The 17,384-nt window shown below is 52.6% G+C and carries 17 protein-coding genes; 9 read left to right on the top strand and 8 right to left on the bottom strand.

Features of this window, described 5'->3' with window-relative positions; translation table 11 throughout:
* Positions 1 to 172: 172 nt before the first annotated feature.
* From L1X57_RS07750 to L1X57_RS07740, 3 genes are all read left to right on the top strand, one after another.
* A complete protein-coding gene (locus L1X57_RS07750) occupies positions 173 to 1,363 on the top strand; it encodes a M24 family metallopeptidase (protein WP_009722919.1) in 1,191 nt (396 codons plus the stop codon).
* A gap of 136 nt (positions 1,364 to 1,499) precedes the next feature.
* Positions 1,500 to 1,877 carry a hypothetical protein gene (locus L1X57_RS07745; RefSeq protein WP_009722920.1) on the top strand — a complete coding sequence of 126 codons (378 nt, stop codon included), beginning with the start codon at positions 1,500 to 1,502 and terminating at the stop codon, positions 1,875 to 1,877.
* A gap of 154 nt (positions 1,878 to 2,031) precedes the next feature.
* On the top strand, positions 2,032 to 3,150 hold the full coding sequence (locus L1X57_RS07740; protein WP_009722921.1) for an alkene reductase: 1,119 nt from the start codon (positions 2,032 to 2,034) through the stop codon (positions 3,148 to 3,150).
* Between the two features lie 42 nt (positions 3,151 to 3,192).
* On the opposite strand, the gene aguA is transcribed toward L1X57_RS07740, so the two are convergent.
* The 3 genes from aguA to L1X57_RS07725 form a co-directional block, all read right to left on the bottom strand.
* Positions 3,193 to 4,323, bottom strand: coding sequence for an agmatine deiminase (aguA, locus tag L1X57_RS07735; protein WP_009722922.1), 1,131 nt, complete (start codon positions 4,321 to 4,323; stop codon positions 3,193 to 3,195).
* Positions 4,320 to 5,666 (bottom strand): Na+/H+ antiporter NhaC family protein, encoded by a 1,347-nt coding sequence (locus L1X57_RS07730; RefSeq protein ID WP_009722923.1) that lies wholly within the window; start codon positions 5,664 to 5,666, stop codon positions 4,320 to 4,322. The genes aguA and L1X57_RS07730 overlap by 4 nt, the downstream gene beginning before the upstream one ends.
* 70 nt (positions 5,667 to 5,736) lie before the next feature.
* Positions 5,737 to 7,140 (bottom strand): aminotransferase, encoded by a 1,404-nt coding sequence (locus tag L1X57_RS07725; protein ID WP_009722924.1) that lies wholly within the window; start codon positions 7,138 to 7,140, stop codon positions 5,737 to 5,739.
* Between the two features lie 163 nt (positions 7,141 to 7,303).
* Here L1X57_RS07725 and L1X57_RS07720 point away from each other — a divergent pair, with 163 nt between their 5' ends.
* The gene (locus tag L1X57_RS07720; protein WP_009722925.1) at positions 7,304 to 8,551 is read left to right on the top strand and encodes a M20 family metallo-hydrolase; all 1,248 of its coding nucleotides are present in this window, start codon (positions 7,304 to 7,306) and stop codon (positions 8,549 to 8,551) included.
* The gene (locus L1X57_RS07715) at positions 8,548 to 10,077 is read left to right on the top strand and encodes an aldehyde dehydrogenase (protein ID WP_009722926.1); all 1,530 of its coding nucleotides are present in this window, start codon (positions 8,548 to 8,550) and stop codon (positions 10,075 to 10,077) included. Before L1X57_RS07720 ends, L1X57_RS07715 begins: the two co-directional genes overlap by 4 nt.
* A gap of 12 nt (positions 10,078 to 10,089) precedes the next feature.
* Here the strand turns inward: L1X57_RS07715 and L1X57_RS07710 are convergent, their stop codons facing one another.
* A complete protein-coding gene (locus L1X57_RS07710; RefSeq protein WP_009722927.1) occupies positions 10,090 to 10,935 on the bottom strand; it encodes a helix-turn-helix transcriptional regulator in 846 nt (281 codons plus the stop codon).
* A gap of 171 nt (positions 10,936 to 11,106) precedes the next feature.
* On the opposite strand from L1X57_RS07710, the gene L1X57_RS07705 reads away from it, so the two are divergent.
* Both L1X57_RS07705 and L1X57_RS07700 read left to right on the top strand, forming a co-directional pair.
* The gene (locus tag L1X57_RS07705) at positions 11,107 to 11,577 is read left to right on the top strand and encodes a TspO/MBR family protein (protein ID WP_009722928.1); all 471 of its coding nucleotides are present in this window, start codon (positions 11,107 to 11,109) and stop codon (positions 11,575 to 11,577) included.
* A 25-nt stretch (positions 11,578 to 11,602) separates the two neighbouring features.
* Complete coding sequence (locus tag L1X57_RS07700) at positions 11,603 to 12,196, top strand: cell division protein ZipA C-terminal FtsZ-binding domain-containing protein (protein ID WP_009722929.1); 594 nt, start codon at positions 11,603 to 11,605, stop codon at positions 12,194 to 12,196.
* Positions 12,197 to 12,206: 10 nt separating this feature from the next.
* Here L1X57_RS07700 and L1X57_RS07695 read toward each other — a convergent pair whose 3' ends face one another.
* Together L1X57_RS07695 and L1X57_RS07690 are read right to left on the bottom strand one after the other, a co-directional pair.
* Positions 12,207 to 13,796, bottom strand: a complete 1,590-nt coding sequence (locus tag L1X57_RS07695) for an ABC-F family ATPase (protein WP_009722930.1) — start codon at positions 13,794 to 13,796, stop codon at positions 12,207 to 12,209.
* 83 nt (positions 13,797 to 13,879) lie between these two features.
* Positions 13,880 to 14,746 (bottom strand): sirohydrochlorin chelatase, encoded by an 867-nt coding sequence (locus L1X57_RS07690; RefSeq protein ID WP_009722931.1) that lies wholly within the window; start codon positions 14,744 to 14,746, stop codon positions 13,880 to 13,882.
* A gap of 94 nt (positions 14,747 to 14,840) precedes the next feature.
* On the opposite strand from L1X57_RS07690, the gene L1X57_RS07685 reads away from it, so the two are divergent.
* The gene (locus L1X57_RS07685) at positions 14,841 to 15,422 is read left to right on the top strand and encodes a gamma-glutamylcyclotransferase (protein ID WP_009722932.1); all 582 of its coding nucleotides are present in this window, start codon (positions 14,841 to 14,843) and stop codon (positions 15,420 to 15,422) included.
* A 27-nt stretch (positions 15,423 to 15,449) separates the two neighbouring features.
* On the opposite strand, the gene L1X57_RS07680 is transcribed toward L1X57_RS07685, so the two are convergent.
* Entirely contained in the window at positions 15,450 to 15,977 is a 528-nt protein-coding gene (locus L1X57_RS07680) for an HPP family protein (RefSeq protein ID WP_009722933.1), read from the bottom strand.
* 169 nt (positions 15,978 to 16,146) lie between these two features.
* Between L1X57_RS07680 and L1X57_RS07675 the strand changes: the two genes are divergently transcribed.
* Positions 16,147 to 17,061, top strand: a complete 915-nt coding sequence (locus L1X57_RS07675) for a DMT family transporter (RefSeq protein ID WP_009722934.1) — start codon at positions 16,147 to 16,149, stop codon at positions 17,059 to 17,061.
* Here L1X57_RS07675 and L1X57_RS07670 read toward each other — a convergent pair.
* Positions 17,036 to 17,329 (bottom strand): hypothetical protein, encoded by a 294-nt coding sequence (locus L1X57_RS07670; protein WP_009722935.1) that lies wholly within the window; start codon positions 17,327 to 17,329, stop codon positions 17,036 to 17,038. The two genes, L1X57_RS07675 and L1X57_RS07670, sit on opposite strands and share 26 nt — an antisense overlap.
* Positions 17,330 to 17,384: the final 55 nt, after the last annotated feature.

Raw genomic sequence — 17,384 nt, 5'->3', positions numbered from 1 at the left:
CACCCGTTTTTATTCACCGCCCTCATAGAAGACACGTTTTTGTGCTAACCGGCTGCGTCATATTACCGAGCACGATTGAGGCGTAACTCGCTCCTATTGCTAGCGTTGATAATGGCAGCGGCGTAACGCTAGCAGCTGCCTATACTCACCATAGCCCCCACCGGAGAACGCTATGGATTATCAACACTACCGCACCGCCCTTGCCGAGACGCTCGCCCAAAGTGAGCTGCCCTTTGCACCTGCCGAATACCAAATGCGCCTAGACAAAGTGCGCCATGCAATGACACAGCGCGGGCTGGATGCATTGCTGCTCACGGACCCTGCCGATATTAACTACCTGACCGGCTATCACACCTTTGAGGTATCGGTACACGCCTGCTTAGTGTGCACACCTACACAGTTGGTGTTACAGGTGGCATCCATTGAAACGGGGGCGGCAGTAGTCACTGCCCGGGTGGATGAGATCATCGGTTACCGGTGGGAAAACCTGGATGAAATCATCACGCCGCTAGCGGACTTACTCACCGCTTGCGAGCAAATTGGCATCGATGGTTGGAGCAGCGGTTTGCGAGTGGGCGTGATGGACGCGCTGACCACTTCAGTGGGCAAAAAACGCTTCTGCGAAGCAGGTGGCCTACTAGATACGATTCGTATTATTAAAAGTAGCGCCGAACTTGAAATGCTCAGCGAAAGTGCACGAATCACTGCTGCCGGTTTAGAGGCTGCGATGGCCGCTATTCGCCCAGGCATGACTGATAACGATATTGCCGCCATAGGTGCTAAAGCACTGCTAGAAAACGGCAGTGAGTTTATGAGTTTGCAGCCTATCGTGACCAGCGGGCACCGCATCGGGGTGATTCACGTTAACCATAAGCGCCGCGTCATACAGCCCAATGAACCGATATTTTTAGAATTCGGTGCCGCTTACCAGCGCTATACCGCCCCGATGATGCGCACTGCCGTGACTGGAAAACCTAGTGCTGAATTAACCGCCACCCGCGACCTGTGCCGTTCGCTGTTCGAGTCGCTATGCAGTTATATGAAACCGGGCAACACTTTTGATGATGCTGCTAAGGCGGCGGATACACTGCTGTCACCCACCCGCGATAAACTCTTCTTCTCGGGAGTGTTTGGCTACGCCGTGGGAGCGCAGTTCCCCCCTAGCTGGGTTGAAGGCACCGGCTATATTGCCCAAGGCCTGCATCGTCCCTTCGAAGAAAACATGGTCTTTCACCTTCCGCTTTGCCTGCGCGTTCCTGGCCAGTGGGGCGTAGGTCTAAGCGATACCGTAGTGGTTACCCAACACGGCGCCGAGCCACTCACCAACAACGATTGGCAGCTCTATCAGGCTACGGATAAGTAGCTAATAGATAACTGCGCTAATAGCCTAAGATTGACAGTGCGATTAACCAGCGCTATCGTCACCAAAGATGCAAATGAGAAACACTATCTTTTCTCATTTATCTGAGGTAGCCATTATTTGAGGTCGGGTAAGCACGATGACTAGTGAGCAGCGCCAGCTTCGCCAAACGTTGATATTTTTGCGCACGTCTTTCGAAGCGGTGCAGCACTCGATTGCCGGTCGGCTTGATGACCCGCTACCCTGCTGGCTAGACACCAGCATGCTCACCCTGCTGTCACGGGAACTGACCCGCGGCAGCCAGCAAGCGAAGCCGCTCTTCGCTCCTCCCGTCACTGAGCAAATATTCATCGCCTCTCAGCAGTGCGACTTACTCCTCAAGCAGTGTCCTGGCGTGCTAAGTAGCGCTGTTTGCCACCGCCAGCTGAGCGCCATCATGCTGGCGCTGACCAATGCTATTGAGCAAATCGACACGCCAGCCAAACGGCGCTGGCCTTGGCAGAGAGCCTTTACCTAAACCCAGGCTTATTTCGTTGGTGTTTTTTCCCTTCAAAAACCTCATTCCATGGCGGCGTCGTAATGGTCAACTCTTACTTGGTTAGCATTTACTAGTAAACTGGTCTATTCTATTCACCGCAATGTAATTGACCGTTTCCAAAAGGAGTTTGTCCATGGCGTATGAAACGCTTTTCAGCCCTCTGCAGCTGGGTAGTTTATCGATCCCGAACCGAGTCATCATGGCGCCCCTGACACGTTCGCGCACTCCAGACAGCGTGCCGGGCACCCTGCAGGAAGCCTATTACGGCCAGCGGGCAGGCGCAGGTCTGATTATTAGTGAAGCAACCAATATCTCCCCCACTGCCAAGGGTTATGTGTATACGCCAGGCATTTGGACGGATGAGCAAGAATCGGGTTGGAAAGGCGTTGTCGGTGCAGTGCATGCCAAAGGCGGCCGTATCGCGCTGCAGCTATGGCACGTTGGGCGCGTGTCACATGAAATGGTGCAGCCAGATGGTCAACAGCCTGTTGCACCTAGCGCGTTAAAAGGGGAAGGCGCTCAGTGCTTCGTTGAGTTTGAAGATGGCACGGCTGGCCAGCACCCTACCAGCACGCCCCGCGCACTGGAAACCGATGAGATCCCCGGCATCGTCAATGACTACCGCCAAGCGGCGGTTCGCGCCAAACGCGCAGGCTTCGATATGGTGGAAGTTCACGCGGCCAACGCTTACCTGCTAAACCAGTTCCTGGCGACCGGCACCAACCAGCGCACTGATCAGTATGGCGGCTCGTTGGAAAACCGCGCCCGCTTCCCGTTGGAGGTGGTCGACGCGGTGGTTGAGGTATTCGGTGCAGAGCGTGTGGGCATTCGCTTGACGCCCTTTATCGAACTGTTTGGCCTAACGGATGATGAGCCTGAAGCCATGGCCTTCTATCTGGCAGATCAGCTGTCCAAACGCGGCTTGGCCTACCTGCATTTAAACGAGCCTAACTGGATCGGTGGCGACATCACCTTCCCTGACGGCTTTCGTGAGCAAATGCGTGAGCGCTTTAACGGCAGCTTGATTTACTGCGGCAACTACGACGCAGAACGCGCGGAAACGCGCATTAACCAAAATACCGCGGATGCCGTGGCCTTTGGCCGCCCTTATATCGCCAACCCCGATTTGCCGGAACGCTTCCGAGTGAATGCGCCACTCACCGAGCCGAACCATGAAACGTTCTACGGCGGTGATGAAAAGGGCTACACCGACTACCCGTTTATGGATAACGGTTACGATCGTATTGGCTAACGGATTTGTGCTCCCCCCCAGCTGATTAGCTGGGGGGAATAGCTATACGCGGGGCTGCTGCTGGGTAATACAGTGTATGTTGCCTCCGCCAAGCAGTATTTCGCGGGCAGGTACCCCGATGACTCGCTTAGTAGGAAAGAGTGTCGAGAGTATGTCTTCCGCTTCGCCATCATGACGGGGGTCTAACAACGGCATCACCACCACAGAGTTGCCTATATAAAAGTTCACATAAGACCCCGCCATACGGTCTCCCGGTAGCCTGGGGTGTGAACTGTTGAGGCGATCTAAACCACTGGCTTCATCCTCGGCAATATAGAGTGGGCCGGGTATCGGCAGCTTATGAACCGTTAGCTTTCGGCCTTTGGCGTCCGTTGCATTTTCCAGCACGCTTAATGCCTCTCTCGAAATAATCCCTTGGGGATCCTTTTCATCCTCACACCACGTCAACGCTACTTGTCCAGGTGCGACGAAGCAGCAGAGGTTATCCACGTGACCATCAGTTTCATCTAAGTGGCACCCCCGTGGAAGCCAAATAACCTTACTGATCCCTAAATACTCCTGAAGCCAGCGCTCAATGGTTTCTCGGTTCATATCAGGGTTGCGGTTGGGATTCAGCAAACACTCTTCTGTCGTGATCAGTGTTCCTTCACCATCGACATGTATTGCCCCCCCTTCCAAGACAAGAGGGGCTTCAAAACGCTGGATACCCAGCATTTCACTGATCTTACAACGGATACGCCGATCCTTATCCCAGGGAAAATATAGCCCTTCTTTCAAGCCGCCCCAGGCATTAAACTCCCAGTCAATCAGGGCAAGATGCCCATCAGGGTGAGTCACAAAGGTAGGCCCTACATCACGCATCCAGGCATCGTTACTGGACAACTCGACGACCCGAATATGCGCAGGAAGCTGGTTACGGGCATTTTCATACTGCTCATCGTTGACACCCACGAAGACTGTTTCACTTTCGGCAATCGCAATAGCCACGTCAGCAAACGCTTGCTGCGCAGGCTTGGCGCCATAGCGCCATGTGTCAGGGCGTTGCGGCCACAGCATCCAGCACGCTTCATGGGGCGCAAACTCAGCAGGCATTGAGTAACCAAGGGATGCTGGCGTTACCAGCCCACTGTTTTGAGAGGGAGCCCCTTTGGAGGCTAAGGTTGTCTGTTTCATAGGTGACCTACCAACATAAAAATGCCTGCAGCAATAGAAGCTGCAATCAACACATAGGGAAGCTGAGTCAGCGCATGGGCCATTGGCGAGCAACCAGCCCCCTGGGCAGAAAGCACCGTAGAGTCGCCATAGAAGCAAGCATGGCTTCCAAAAGCGCTAGCAGATATTAAAGCACCCACAACGAGGGGCATATGGGCATCCATACCACTGGCTAGCGGTAGCACGATGGGCATTGCAATAATAAATATTCCCCAAAAGGAGCCGGTAGCAAAAGCCAGAAACGCCATGGTGACAAATACGACAGCCGGTAACATACTGGCTGTCATTAATGGCTGTACTGTGGCAATTACAAAACCTGTTAACCCAAGCAAGTCATTCACTTCTTTCAAAACGAAACCCGCCACTAAGGTACCCAGTGGCATAATCATCGCTTTAAAGCCATCGAGAGCAGTATCGAACGTATCGTTAAAGCTTAAGAGCTTCTGAATTGCTATTAATACCAAGGTGACGACAAGCGCTACAATAACGCCTCGTAAAATATCGATTTCAAAATACCAAGTAAAGAAAATCAGCGTCGCTATGGGGAGTAAAAAGTTAATTAAGTGAGGATGCTTGGTGCATTCATTACCAACTTCAAGCGCATTCTCTTCTACCCCATCTGGCTGGGGCTGACCACCCGCTGCTCTGGCCTCGGCAGCGCGCATCGGCCCCAGGTTGGGAATCCAGCCCATTGCAACCAGGGGCACCAGCGCAGCTGCCACCCAGGCGTAGAACATAAATGGTATTGCCTCGATATACAGACCCATCCCATTACCCGCAGCATTATTGTCTTCAAGTAAACCCGCAAAGAAAACAGCCCAGGTTGAAAAAGGTACAAGAATACAGATTGGCGCTGCAGTAGAGTCGACGATATACGCCAGTTTTTCCCGCGATACATTAAAACGATCGGTTACCTTTTTCATAGAGGCACTGATAGTTAATGCATTAAGATAATCATCAACAAAGATGATCAAGCCTAATACCCAAGTTGCTAAAAGACTCTGGCGCTGAGTATGAATGCGCTTCGTAATCGCATTACCAAAGCTTAAAACGCCCCCCATTTTAACTAGCAGTGCAATTAAACTACCAAAAAGCCCGCACACTAGAATAATCCAGGTAACTGTTTCATTGCCAAGCACATCCAATAGGATATCCGAGCCTTGAGTGACAATATCGAAAGGCTGATACATCAATAGCCCGACGATCGCACCCGCAAGGAGTGACTCGATAGTACGCCTAGTAACAATCGCCATTACCAAGACAACCAGGGTAGGTATTAGGCTTAAAATTCCATAATCTTCCATTGGTCGCGTCTCTTTATCGTTGTATTAAGACTCGAAGCGGGCACAATCGTACCCGCCTTGATACCTGTCGTTACAAGTAACCATCCGCTTTAAGAGAGAGCGTGGTAGCGGCAAAGGACTCATCTAAAATGGCCACCACATCGTCAACTATTTGGCGAGTCCAAATTAATGGGGGCGAAATAATATTGAGATGTCCCACTGGCCGGATTATCAAACCACGCTTCTGTGCCTCAGCAGCCACGCGATCACCCACCCGCGCTTCAACAGGCAACAGCTCTTTGGTGGCTTTATCGGCGACGTTTTCAATCGCCATCATGAAATGACTGCCACGAATGTCGCCAATTGTCTCGTGAGCCACTAGGGTTTTGAGTTTGCGCTCAAGGTAAGGCCCTATGTCACGCACATTTTCACACAGGCCTTCACGCTCAATAATTTCAATATTTTTAAGCGCTGCCGCACAGCTGACCGGATGACCTGAATAAGTAAAGCCGGTACTCAGTACCCCGCCAGGGCCTTGAGGGGTGCTGAGTACAGCATATAGCTCATCAGATATCAGCGTGGCACCGAGTGGGGCGTAACCGGAAGAGAGACCTTTCGCTACGTTAATAATATCGGGCTGGGTATCAAACACCGCCTCAGAGGCAAAAAAGTGCCCTAAACGACCAAAGCCGGTGACCACTTCGTCGGCAATATAGAGGATATGGTTAGCACGGCATACCGCCTGCATACGCGCATGATACCCCTGAGGAGCCATCAGTACGCCGCCAGCCCCCATAATGGGTTCTGCGATAAACGCTGCAATATTGTCTGCACCAATTCGTTCAATCGCACTTTCCAGCTCATCAACGAGATGATCACAGTAGTCGGCTTCCGTCATGTCTTCAGGTTGACGATAGCAGTTAGCCTCACTGAGGTGAGTTACCATATGATCAAGGGTGTCGAATTCCCAGTTATTACTCTCAATACCGGTGAGGCTCGCCGCCATATAGGTGGTGCCATGATAGGCATTGGTACGTGAAAGAATTTGCTTTTTCTTTGGCTTACCCAGGCGGTTGAAATAGTAATGCACCAATCGGATGGTGGCGTCATTCGCCGCAGACCCACCGCAACTATAAAACACATGATTCAAGTGTGAAGGCGCAAGCTCAGCTAGCTTGGCGGCCAGCTCAGTGGCAGGCGCATTGGAGAGATTATTAAAGGTTGAGAAGTAAGCCATGCGGGTCGCTTGATCAGCCATCGCCTGCCCTATTTCAGCGCGACCATGTCCTACATTGACGCACCACAATCCAGCGATGCCATCGATAAAACGATTCCCACGGATATCCTCTACATAGATGCCCTCGCTGTCGGTAATTAAGTCACAGCCTTTTTCGTTGAAGAGGCTGAAGTCTGTAAAGGGGTGGATAAAGTGATCTTTATCCTTCTGCCACAGATCTTGCGAGTCGTAAGCATGCGCAGGCCTGGTCTTGGTCATCGTCTAGCCCTCTTTTTATAGGAAGCCGTTGTTGAGGCGAGTTCACAGGCTAGCGGGGTAGGCAATGCCAAGAATATATCCCCATTGGGGTATATCGACTTATCGACTAGGCACCTAAGGTGAAAGTCTCTAAATCACCCTATAAGCATAAGAAGAGGCTTCCATGCAGATTGCTATTGATGGTCAGCGACTTTGGTCAAGTTTAATGGCGATGGCAGAGATCGGCGCCACGCCCAACGGCGGAAGTAACCGCTTGGCGCTTACCCAGGAGGATGCTGCCGGTAGGCATCTATTGATTAAGTGGTGTGAAGAGATTGGCTGCCAAGTTCGTGTTGATGGCGTAGGCAATCTTTTTATCCGCCGACCTGGTAAGCGTAACGACCTTAAACCTGTGGCGACAGGCAGCCATCTGGACACCCAGCCCAAAGGCGGACGCTTCGATGGCGTTCTGGGAGTACTCGCCGGATTAGAAGTGTTTCGTTCCCTGCACGATCACAATGTAGTGACCGAACGTCCGCTTGAACTTATCGTCTGGACCAACGAGGAAGGCAGCCGCTTTGCACCAGCCATGGTAGCGTCTGGTACCTATGCAGGAGTTTTCGCAGTTGAGGAAACCCTAGCTCGACAGGATGCCAAGGGCGTTACCTTTGGACAAGCGCTTGAAGAGACGGGCTTCAAAGGCAACCTGCCTATTGGGGAGCCGCAGCTAGCCAGCTTTTTTGAGCTGCATATTGAGCAAGGCCCAGTGCTTGAAGAAGAGGAGCTGGCAATTGGCGTTGTCACTGGCGTGCAGGGAATGCGCTGGTTTGACCTGACGATTCAAGGGAATGCGGCCCATGCGGGCACCACTCCAATGTCTTATCGCCAGGATGCATTAGCGGCAGCCGCAAGATTAATTGACCGCCTATACACCCATGCGGCGTACGACACCAGCGGTGATACCAAGGTAACCTTTGGATGCCTGGAAATTGATACGCCGTCTCGCAATGTCATCCCTGCTAACGTCAGCCTGACCGTCGACCTTCGACATGTAGTGGAAGAGCAACTAGACATACTTGAAGAGCGATTTCGTAGCGAGTTAGCAGACATTACCGGCACGTTTGGCGTAGTAGCAGACCTTGAGCGCACCTGGGCCTCTCCCGTGGTTGAGTTTGACGAACAATGCGTTGCCGCGCTTGAAAGAGCAGCCAAATGTCACAGTATTCCCTACCGCCGGATGATGAGCGGCGCTGGTCACGATGCTGTTTACGTTTCACGAGTGGCCCCCACTGCGATGCTATTCATTCCCTGTCGCGATGGTATTAGCCACAACGAAGCGGAGTATTCCTCACCGGAACACTGCGCCCTCGGCGCTCAAACGCTCTGTGACGCCCTTATCGAAAACGCCAACAGCCTGGAAATTAACGCATGAACACCCCAACCACTGTCTCAACAATTATTTCAACCACGGCCCCAACCAACCAGACCGAGTGGCAAGCGTTAGCGGAAAAGCTCGATTTCGAAACCCGTGCGTATATCAATGACCGCTTTGTGGATGCACAGAGTGGTAACACGCTTACTACGATTAACCCTGCTACCGGCAGCGTGTTAGCCGAGGTCGCAAGCTGTGACGACGCTGACGCTGCACTCGCGGTTAAAGCCGCCCAAGAAGCTTTCCAACGGGGCGATTGGGCGCGGCGCTCACCGACACAGCGTAAAGTCACCCTCCTTAAGCTTGCTGACTTAATGCAGGATCATAAGCATGAATTGGCACTGCTTGATACGCTCGATATGGGCAAGCCTATTTCAAGCGCTTTGGGTGATATCGACGGAGCCATCAGCTGTTTGCGCTATACCGCGGAAAGCATCGACAAACTTTATGGTGAAGTTGCCCCCACGGGTGATAACAATTTAGGGCTTATCGTTCGTGAACCCTTAGGTGTCGTTGCGGCAATCGTACCGTGGAACTTCCCGCTGATGATGACCGCTTGGAAAATCGCCCCTGCCTTAGCAGCAGGGAATAGCGTCATCCTTAAACCATCAGAAAAATCACCGCTGTCAGCGCTGCGCCTTGCTAGTTTATCCAAGCAAGCGGGCCTGCCCATGGGCGTTTTTCAGGTTCTGCCTGGCTATGGCCATACGGTAGGTAAAGCGCTGGCGCTATCAATGCAGGTCGACTGCCTTGCTTTTACCGGCTCAACACAGGTCGGTAAACAGCTGATGCAATACGCTGGGCAGTCGAACCTTAAGCGCGTCTATTTAGAGTGCGGAGGCAAAAGCCCCAACATCATCTTTGCGGACTGCCAGAATCTCGACAAAGCTGCCCAGCATGCCGCAACGGCTATCTTCCACAATCAGGGCGAGGTCTGTATTGCAGGCTCTCGTTTGTTGGTAGAAAACAGTATCCGTGAAGACTTTGTAGCCCGCGTGGTAAAAGCCGCCGAGCAAATGCAGCCAGGAGATCCACTAGACCCAGAAAGCTTCATGGGTGCCATGGTGGACGAGACCCAATACCGCCGAGTGCTCGACTATATACAACAGGGCCAGGAAGAGGGGGCCACACTAAGAGCCGGTGGAGAACCGCTTAACGGCCCTGGGCTATTTATCCCACCCACGATTTTTGATGACGTTACGCCTAAGATGGCAGTAGGTCGCGAGGAAATTTTCGGCCCAGTGCTAGCGGTATTTGGCTTCGATAACGAAGACGAAGCGCTTGCGCTCGCTAACGATAGTGACTTCGGCTTGGCGGCAGGGGTCTGGAGTCAGAATATTGATCGTGTGATGCGTGTTTCACGCAAGCTCCAGTCTGGGCAAGTGTACGTAAACAACTGGGCAGGCCCGGACATGACAGTACCGTTCGGTGGTGTTAAGCAATCAGGCAACGGGCGGGATAAATCGCTTCATTCGCTTGACGAGTATACCGAGATAAAAACCATCTGGATGTCGTTACAGCCATAGTGGGCTGCCTAGCTAGCTTCTCAATTGTCGGGAAATTAACGCCACATGCTCAAGAAACAGCTGAAAAAGCTGCGATTGACTGGAAATATCCAAACGCTGATAAATATGTTTGCGATGTACCTTTACGGTTCCATCGCTGATATCAAGCTCGCGAGCCGCTGACTTAGTGGAGTGCCCGGCTAACAGAAGACGCACTATTTCCTGTTCACGTGCCGTTAATAACTGCTGGCCAAAGCTCGCGAAAGCGGCTTCCACAGGGGCATGTTTTTCCAGTGTTTGCTGAAAAAGCATGCCCTGCCACTTCCAGAACTCCATCAGCAGAGTCTCGATCAGCGGTGCCACATTTTTCAAGACTTGCAGGGAGCGGCGCTTCAGAGGGGCGTCTTTCTGAAACCCTAATGACACCACCATCAAGACATCTTCTCCAACACAGGCAAATAGCCCAACCTCATCGGCTAACCCTAACGACCGGTAGTAATGCGCATAATAGTCGCTAGATTCAAAACGGTCTGGTGCAAGTTCCCGCAGTCGATAGACCCCACTGTCCAGCCCGCCATCAATAGCAGTAAAAAAAGGATCCAACAAATAGGCACCACTGAGATAGCGGTCTATCGCCTGTTGACGATTTTCAGACGGGTAGTCGTCGTGAATCAGTAGCGGCCGACGACGCCCCTTGTAGGTATTAATCAGAATCGTATCAAAGCCTGCTATAGCTCGCAGCACCATCTCCAGCCGCGCCGGAAAGTCCCGATTCCCCGCAGAGCGCACCAAACTGGCAAGCTGCTTATGCCAAGCAGCACTGCCTACATTAGCCAGAAAATCACAGTCGATATCACCTATTGGCGAACAGTATTTCATAATTAGCGCTTCATTTAGGCTTTATCCAGAACGATACTGCGTTGAGAGAACACGGTAAACTCTGGTGACGCATATCGGTAATTCACATACCACGCTGGGCGGTACACCATAGGCTCAGTGAGTATTCACTGCTAGGCTATTGATTCTTCCGTTTTCACATACAGGTGAGTCATGCTCGGTTCGCTGTTCGCTCTGCTGGTGTCACTCCTGCTTGTTGGCATTACTGCCACCACGGGGGGGCGTTTCCGCCCTGATAGCTGGTACCGTCAACTGCAGAAACCTAGCTGGACACCACCTGATATTGCTTTCCCTATCGCCTGGGGCATCCTTTATTTATTGATGGCCATTGCGGCGTGGCGTATTTATATGGCTGATGACTCCCCGTTACGCACCGCCAGCTTGGTCGTATATGGCTTTCAATTACTGGCCAATGCAGCTTGGTCATGGTTGTTCTTTGGGCGCAAGCAAATTACCGCAGCGCTGGCGGATATCGTGCTCCTGTTGGGGTTAATTACGCTAGCCATTGCGCTATTCGCTAATGTGAGCGCGTTGGCTGCTTGGCTAATGGTGCCTTACTGGCTTTGGGTGGCGCTTGCGTTAACACTTAATGCAGCTATTTTACGATTAAATAATAGGGCCTAAGCGCCGACAGATAGGACTCAATGAAATGGATATCACTTCGCTTCCTTTTTTACTCGCCATCGCTTCATTAGTGCTGGGGATAGTGGCCGCCGCTATTTTCGTCTATGTGGTTGTTCCCAAGCAACGAAGAGCCAAAGCAAAAGCCTCCGCGCCGCCGCCAACACCCAAAGCACAACCCCAGCCGCCCTCACCCGAACCAGAAACCCCTGCGCCTGCTGCGCGTACAGAAAAAGTAAAGCAGTATTCTCTGTTTGTGATTTTTGCCCACCCCGATGCCACCACGGACGAGCGCCTAGCCGAGTGGCTACGAGGAAAAGAAGCCAGCTATGATGCAGTCAAAAAGGTTTACTTAATCAGCGGCAAGCAACCCTCTAACCCGGTAACGATCGCTAACGCCTTTCCACCTGGAGAAATGCCTGATCTACTAAAAGGGGAAACCCACGAACCCATTCGTGGGATTAGCTTGCTGGTTAAGCCACCGCTGCATAAACGTCGCAATCAGCAGATGTACGTTTATGTAGAGCTCGCCAAAGAGTTAAACGACACCTTTAGCGGCAACTTGCTCGATGCCGATAGGCAACCCGCCTCCGAGTCGACCTACGCACAAATTATTGGCTAATCTAGAGCGATCAGACAACGCCTTGGCTACGCAGGTAGTCGTCGTAGCTACCGCTAAAGTCGACAAGACCATCAGGCTGCATATCGATAATGCGCGTAGCCAGCGAGGAAACAAACTCGCGGTCGTGACTGACAAATATCAGCGTGCCGGGGTAGTTTTCCAGCGCTAAGTTCAGCGCTTCTATCGATTCCATATCCAGGTGGTTAGTCGGCTCATCCATTAACAGCACGTTGGGGTTGGTGAGCGTTAGCTTGCCAAACAGCATGCGCCCCTGCTCACCACCTGAGATCACTCTGACAGACTTGTTAATGTCGTCGCTGGAAAACAGCATCCGGCCCAACGCACCGCGCACCACCTGCTCGCCGCCTTTGGTCCACTGGCTCATCCACTCAAAAAGCGTGGCATCGACAGGAAAGTCGTCGGTGTGGTCTTGACCAAACATGCCAACCTCAGCGGCGTCGGTCCACTTCACTTCACCAGCATCAGGGTGTAAATCACCCGCCAGGGTTTTCAGCAGAGTAGTTTTACCAATGCCGTTGGGGCCGATAATGGCAATCCGCTCACCCGCTTCTACGGTCATCGAGAAACGCTCGAAGAGCGGCTTATCATCGTCGTAGCCTTTGGTAATCGCATCAACATTCACTGCATTGCGGTGAATCTTTTTATTCTGCTCAAAGCGGATAAACGGGCTAACTCGGCTGGACGGCTTGATATCTTCCAGCTTAATTTTGTCGATCTGGCGCGCCCGTGAAGTAGCCTGTTTGGCTTTGGAGGCGTTGGCCGAGAAGCGGCTAACAAACTGTTGAAGCTCGGCAATTTGGGCTTTTTTCTTGGCATTATCTGAATGCTGGCGCTCGCGAGCAGCGGTGGCCGCGGTCATGTAGTCATCGTAGTTGCCTGGGAACAGGGTAATTTCCCCGTAATCCAGATCCGCCATGTGCGTGCACACGCTATTCAGGAAGTGACGATCGTGAGAAATAATCACCATGGTACTACTGCGCGCTTTGAGAATATCTTCCAGCCAGCGGATAGTATTGATATCCAAATGGTTAGTCGGTTCATCGAGCAGCAGTACATCTGGGTCGGAAAACAGTGCCTGGGCCAGCAACACACGCAGTTTCCAGCCGGGAGCAACTTCGCTCATCGGGCCGGTATGCTGTTCAATGGGAATACCTAGCCCCAGCAGTAGCTCCCCAGCGCGAGACTCGGCGGTATAACCGTCGAGTTCAGCAAAGCGCACTTCCAGGTCAGCCACTGCCATTCCGTCGGCTTCACTCATTTCTGCCAGGGAGTAGATCCGCTCGCGTTCGGCGGCCACTTTCCACAGCTCAGCATTACCCATGATAACGGTGTCGATGACCCGCTCGTTCTCATAGGCAAACTGATCCTGGCGCAGCTTACCCAGCCGCGTGCTGCTATCCAGCATGACCTGCCCGGAAGAAGGCTCAAGCTCCCCACCCAAAATCTTCATAAAGGTGGACTTACCGCAACCATTGGCGCCAATCAAACCGTAGCGATTGCCGTTATTAAATTTGACGGAAACATTTTCAAACAGGGGCTTTGCCCCAAACTGCATGGTGATATTGGCGGTTGCGATCAAGATGTGAGCCCTGGTTAACAGTGTAATTGCGCATTCAAAGGCTCGCGATTCTACGCGCCTTTGAGCAGCGTTACACCTCCCCCCTAGCGCGCATTGTCTAGTGTAGCCGGAAGTTCGAGTAGAAAACGTTCACCATCAAGCGCTTGGCTCAACCGAGCATGTAGTATCTCAACAATGTCAGGATGCTCGCCAACAAGCGCGGTGGTCGTCACGCTCAAACCTGGGTTGCGCTGTTCCGCGGCGGCACAAATCTCGGCGATATCGCCGCCTTCCCCTGCATGACGCCCAGGCGAGAGAAACAGCATCGCTAAGATGACCGAGCCTGATTGGAACTCTGGCGTATCCAACAAATGCTCCAACAGCGGCTCGTTAAAGCGATATTCGTCGCCTTCACGGCGCTCCATGGATGCCGCTGCGACGCAGCTAACCTCATCTGCCAGTAGCACGCTTAACTGCCCGGCTAAGCGATTGCGCACGGCTGTCACTTCAGGAATCGGGCTACCGTGATCCACCAGGGCTACGTGTGGCGTCGTTCCCGTTTGGTGCTTGTCGCGCACGTTGTCGGCCAGCAGCTTGGCTAAACGCAGGTCGTTATTGCCCCGTTCATCCACCAGCGGTTGGGCCACACGAACGCTCACCCGGGGAAAACGCGCCTGCAGTGCTGCCATGCGCTCTGGCAGGTAGCCGGTCAGTGCCTTGCTTGGCCCAAAGAAGAACGGCAGCACAATGATCTCTGTCGCCCCCAGCTCGACACTGCGTTCAGCGGCCGGACCTAGGGTAATCGCGGGGATCCCGTCGATCTCTTCAGGAGGAATTTTATTAGAGTGCAGCAAGGAAGCCGCTTGCACGGTTTCTCCTAGCTGCTGGCTGAGCGCAAACGCTACACGGCGCAGGTTGTGGGTTGCCTGGGGCCGTAATGAGCCGTTATCGACGAGAAAAATAGCGCGCATGTCGGTCTCCGGAGGTGGTCAAGTAAGTCATCAATAAAGGCATGATAAGATAAGCACCTTAACCCATACGCCGTGCTCATGATGCTTAATAGCGATGTTTGATACTACCGACCTGAACCAGCAAAGAAACTTCTTCGATGGCCATACCGATATCTGGCTTTTTGGTTATGGCTCACTGATATGGAAAGCTGACTTTGCCTACCTAGAACGTCAGCCCGCCTACATTACCGGCTGGGCGCGGCGTTTTTGGCAAGGCTCTCACGATCATCGCGGCACGCCTGACGCACCGGGTCGCGTCGCGACGCTGATTCGCGCCCAAGGTGCCGTGTGTCACGGCATGGCGTACCGCATTACACCTGATGTGCTGGCACCGCTGGATGTACGCGAAAAGAACGGCTACCTGCGTGAAAAAGTGCCCCTCACTTTTCTAGGGCAATGTGGCGATAAACAGTCGGCAATGGCAACAACAGAAGGGCTAATTTACTTAGCTACCGAAGATAATCCTGCCTTTCTGGGCGAGGCACCATTGGATGATATTGCACACCAAATTGCTCATTCCCACGGCCCAAGCGGCTCGAATAAAGCTTATTTGCTGAACTTAGCCCAGGCGTTACGCGAATTAGGCACAGACGATGCTCACGTTTTTGCCATTGAGGAGCAGCTACGTCGTTATTGAACCAGGAAACGCTTTTGAAGCAAGTGGCTACCAATAGCGTGGGTAACGACGGTGGCGCGCTAAATTATTCACCAAAATGGCCACTACCAGCATGACCACGCACCCAGCACCAATGGGGATCAGCGGATACCACCAACCTAACTTGTGGACACTCGCCCCACCGGCTACCGCGATCAGCGCAGCGGCGGCTCCCGGCGGATGTACGGTGTGTGTCAGTTGCATAACCAGTATAGAAAGCGACACCGCTAGTGCCATCGAGATAGGCGTCGCGCCCAGCAATTGATAGCAACCCACCCCTACCAACGCCGACAAGACACTGCCAAACAGCACATGGCTTGGCTGGGCGAACGGGCTTTCAGGCGCTGCATAAATCAATACCGACGTTGCCCCAAAGGAGCCCACGATTAATAACTGCTGCGAGAGCCAAGCAGAGCTTAGCCAGCATATAACGGCCATGCCAGTAAAAGCGCCCAGCCACGACCAGCAGGCATCTTTCCAGCCGACGCGGGGGCGCGGCGTTGGTTCTCCTCGCATCTTGCCAAGATAGGCTTTCATTGCACTCTCTCTGCACAAAAAGAGTGCAGATGATGGCAAAATGCACCAGATAAGCAAATGACAATCCGTCATACGCTGATGAAGCACTTTCAAGAACGCGTTAAAAAACGTCCCTAAACGCACTTTCAAATACATTCTCAAACACACTTCCAGGATGATTAAGCAGCTAATGTCTAACGCCAGCAGTACCCCGTTAAACGTCACCCCTTCTAGTTTATTGCTTGCCGTGGTGGCAGCTGTCGGCATGGCAACCATCGGCGTTATTTCGCGCATTACCGGGCTAAATGCCGAAAGCATTACGTTTTATCGTTTAGGCCTTGGGGCGGCGTTTCTGCTGGCGTATTTAGTGCTGACAAAACGCCACACCGCACTCAACGCACTGCCTGGACGGCAGGTAGTCATTAGCGGCGTACTTCTGGCGTCATTTATCCTCTTTTACGTTCAGGCCATGAACTACACCCAGATGGCCAACGCTATTTTGATGATCTACCTAGCACCAATTATCGCCGCCGTGGCAGCTCACTCCCTCTATGGTGAACGCCTTACCACTGAACAAATTGGATTGATTGGCTTGGCGCTATTTGGGTTCGCGATGATGCAAGAGTTTCGTTTGAACCTTGATGATCACCAAGACATTATTGGGATGGGCTATGCCTTAGCCGCCATGTTTGCCTATAGCGGCTTTATGCTCACTAACCGTCGTTTGCCAAGTCATTTAGACGACAGGGTCTGCGCGTTTTGGCAGTTGCTAGTAGGTGCGCTGGTCATATTACCGTTTGCTCTTTGGCAGCCAGAAGGATTAACCGCCGCATCCTGGCAGTGGCCTTGGCTATTATTGGCTGGCTTCTTACCCGGTTTTTTAGCATTGCTGTGTGCCGTGATGGCGATTAACCGACTGCCCACCGCCCTGTATGGAACCCTGGCTTACTGCGAGCCGGTGGCAGTGGTGATCTTTGGCTGGAGCCTATTTGGTGAAGCGTTGTCACCTCTGCAGCTAAGCGGATGCGCACTGATTGTTGTCTGCGGCATCATGCAAGCTTCGACGGGCGGGCGCCAACCTACATCATTAGCCACGACAGGATAAACAGCGCCAGCACAATACGCACGATGGCTCCTAGCAGGGAGCCTCGTAGCAGCGCCCGAAAGCCCCGCCATAACAGCCACAAGCCAATTACCAGCACCAGAATGCTAAAGAACGACGCATTGATACCCAGGGAGCGAGTAAGGCCATCAATAAAGTCATCGAACGCGCCGAAAAAATTGGTGAAAAAGCCCAATAAAAACTCCACCACCACGCGAATAGCATCGCCAATGGCTTCGCCAATACCATCAAAAAATCCGTTTGCCTGCATGCGTCTCGTCCATCGCTAAAAGGTTTTCGATATTGTCAGTTAAAACGACACCATT

Origin of the sequence: Halomonas sp. TD01 (genome assembly GCF_923868895.1) — a bacterium.
Classification (GTDB): domain Bacteria; phylum Pseudomonadota; class Gammaproteobacteria; order Pseudomonadales; family Halomonadaceae; genus Vreelandella.
This window is presented reverse-complemented; position numbering and strand designations above follow the sequence as displayed.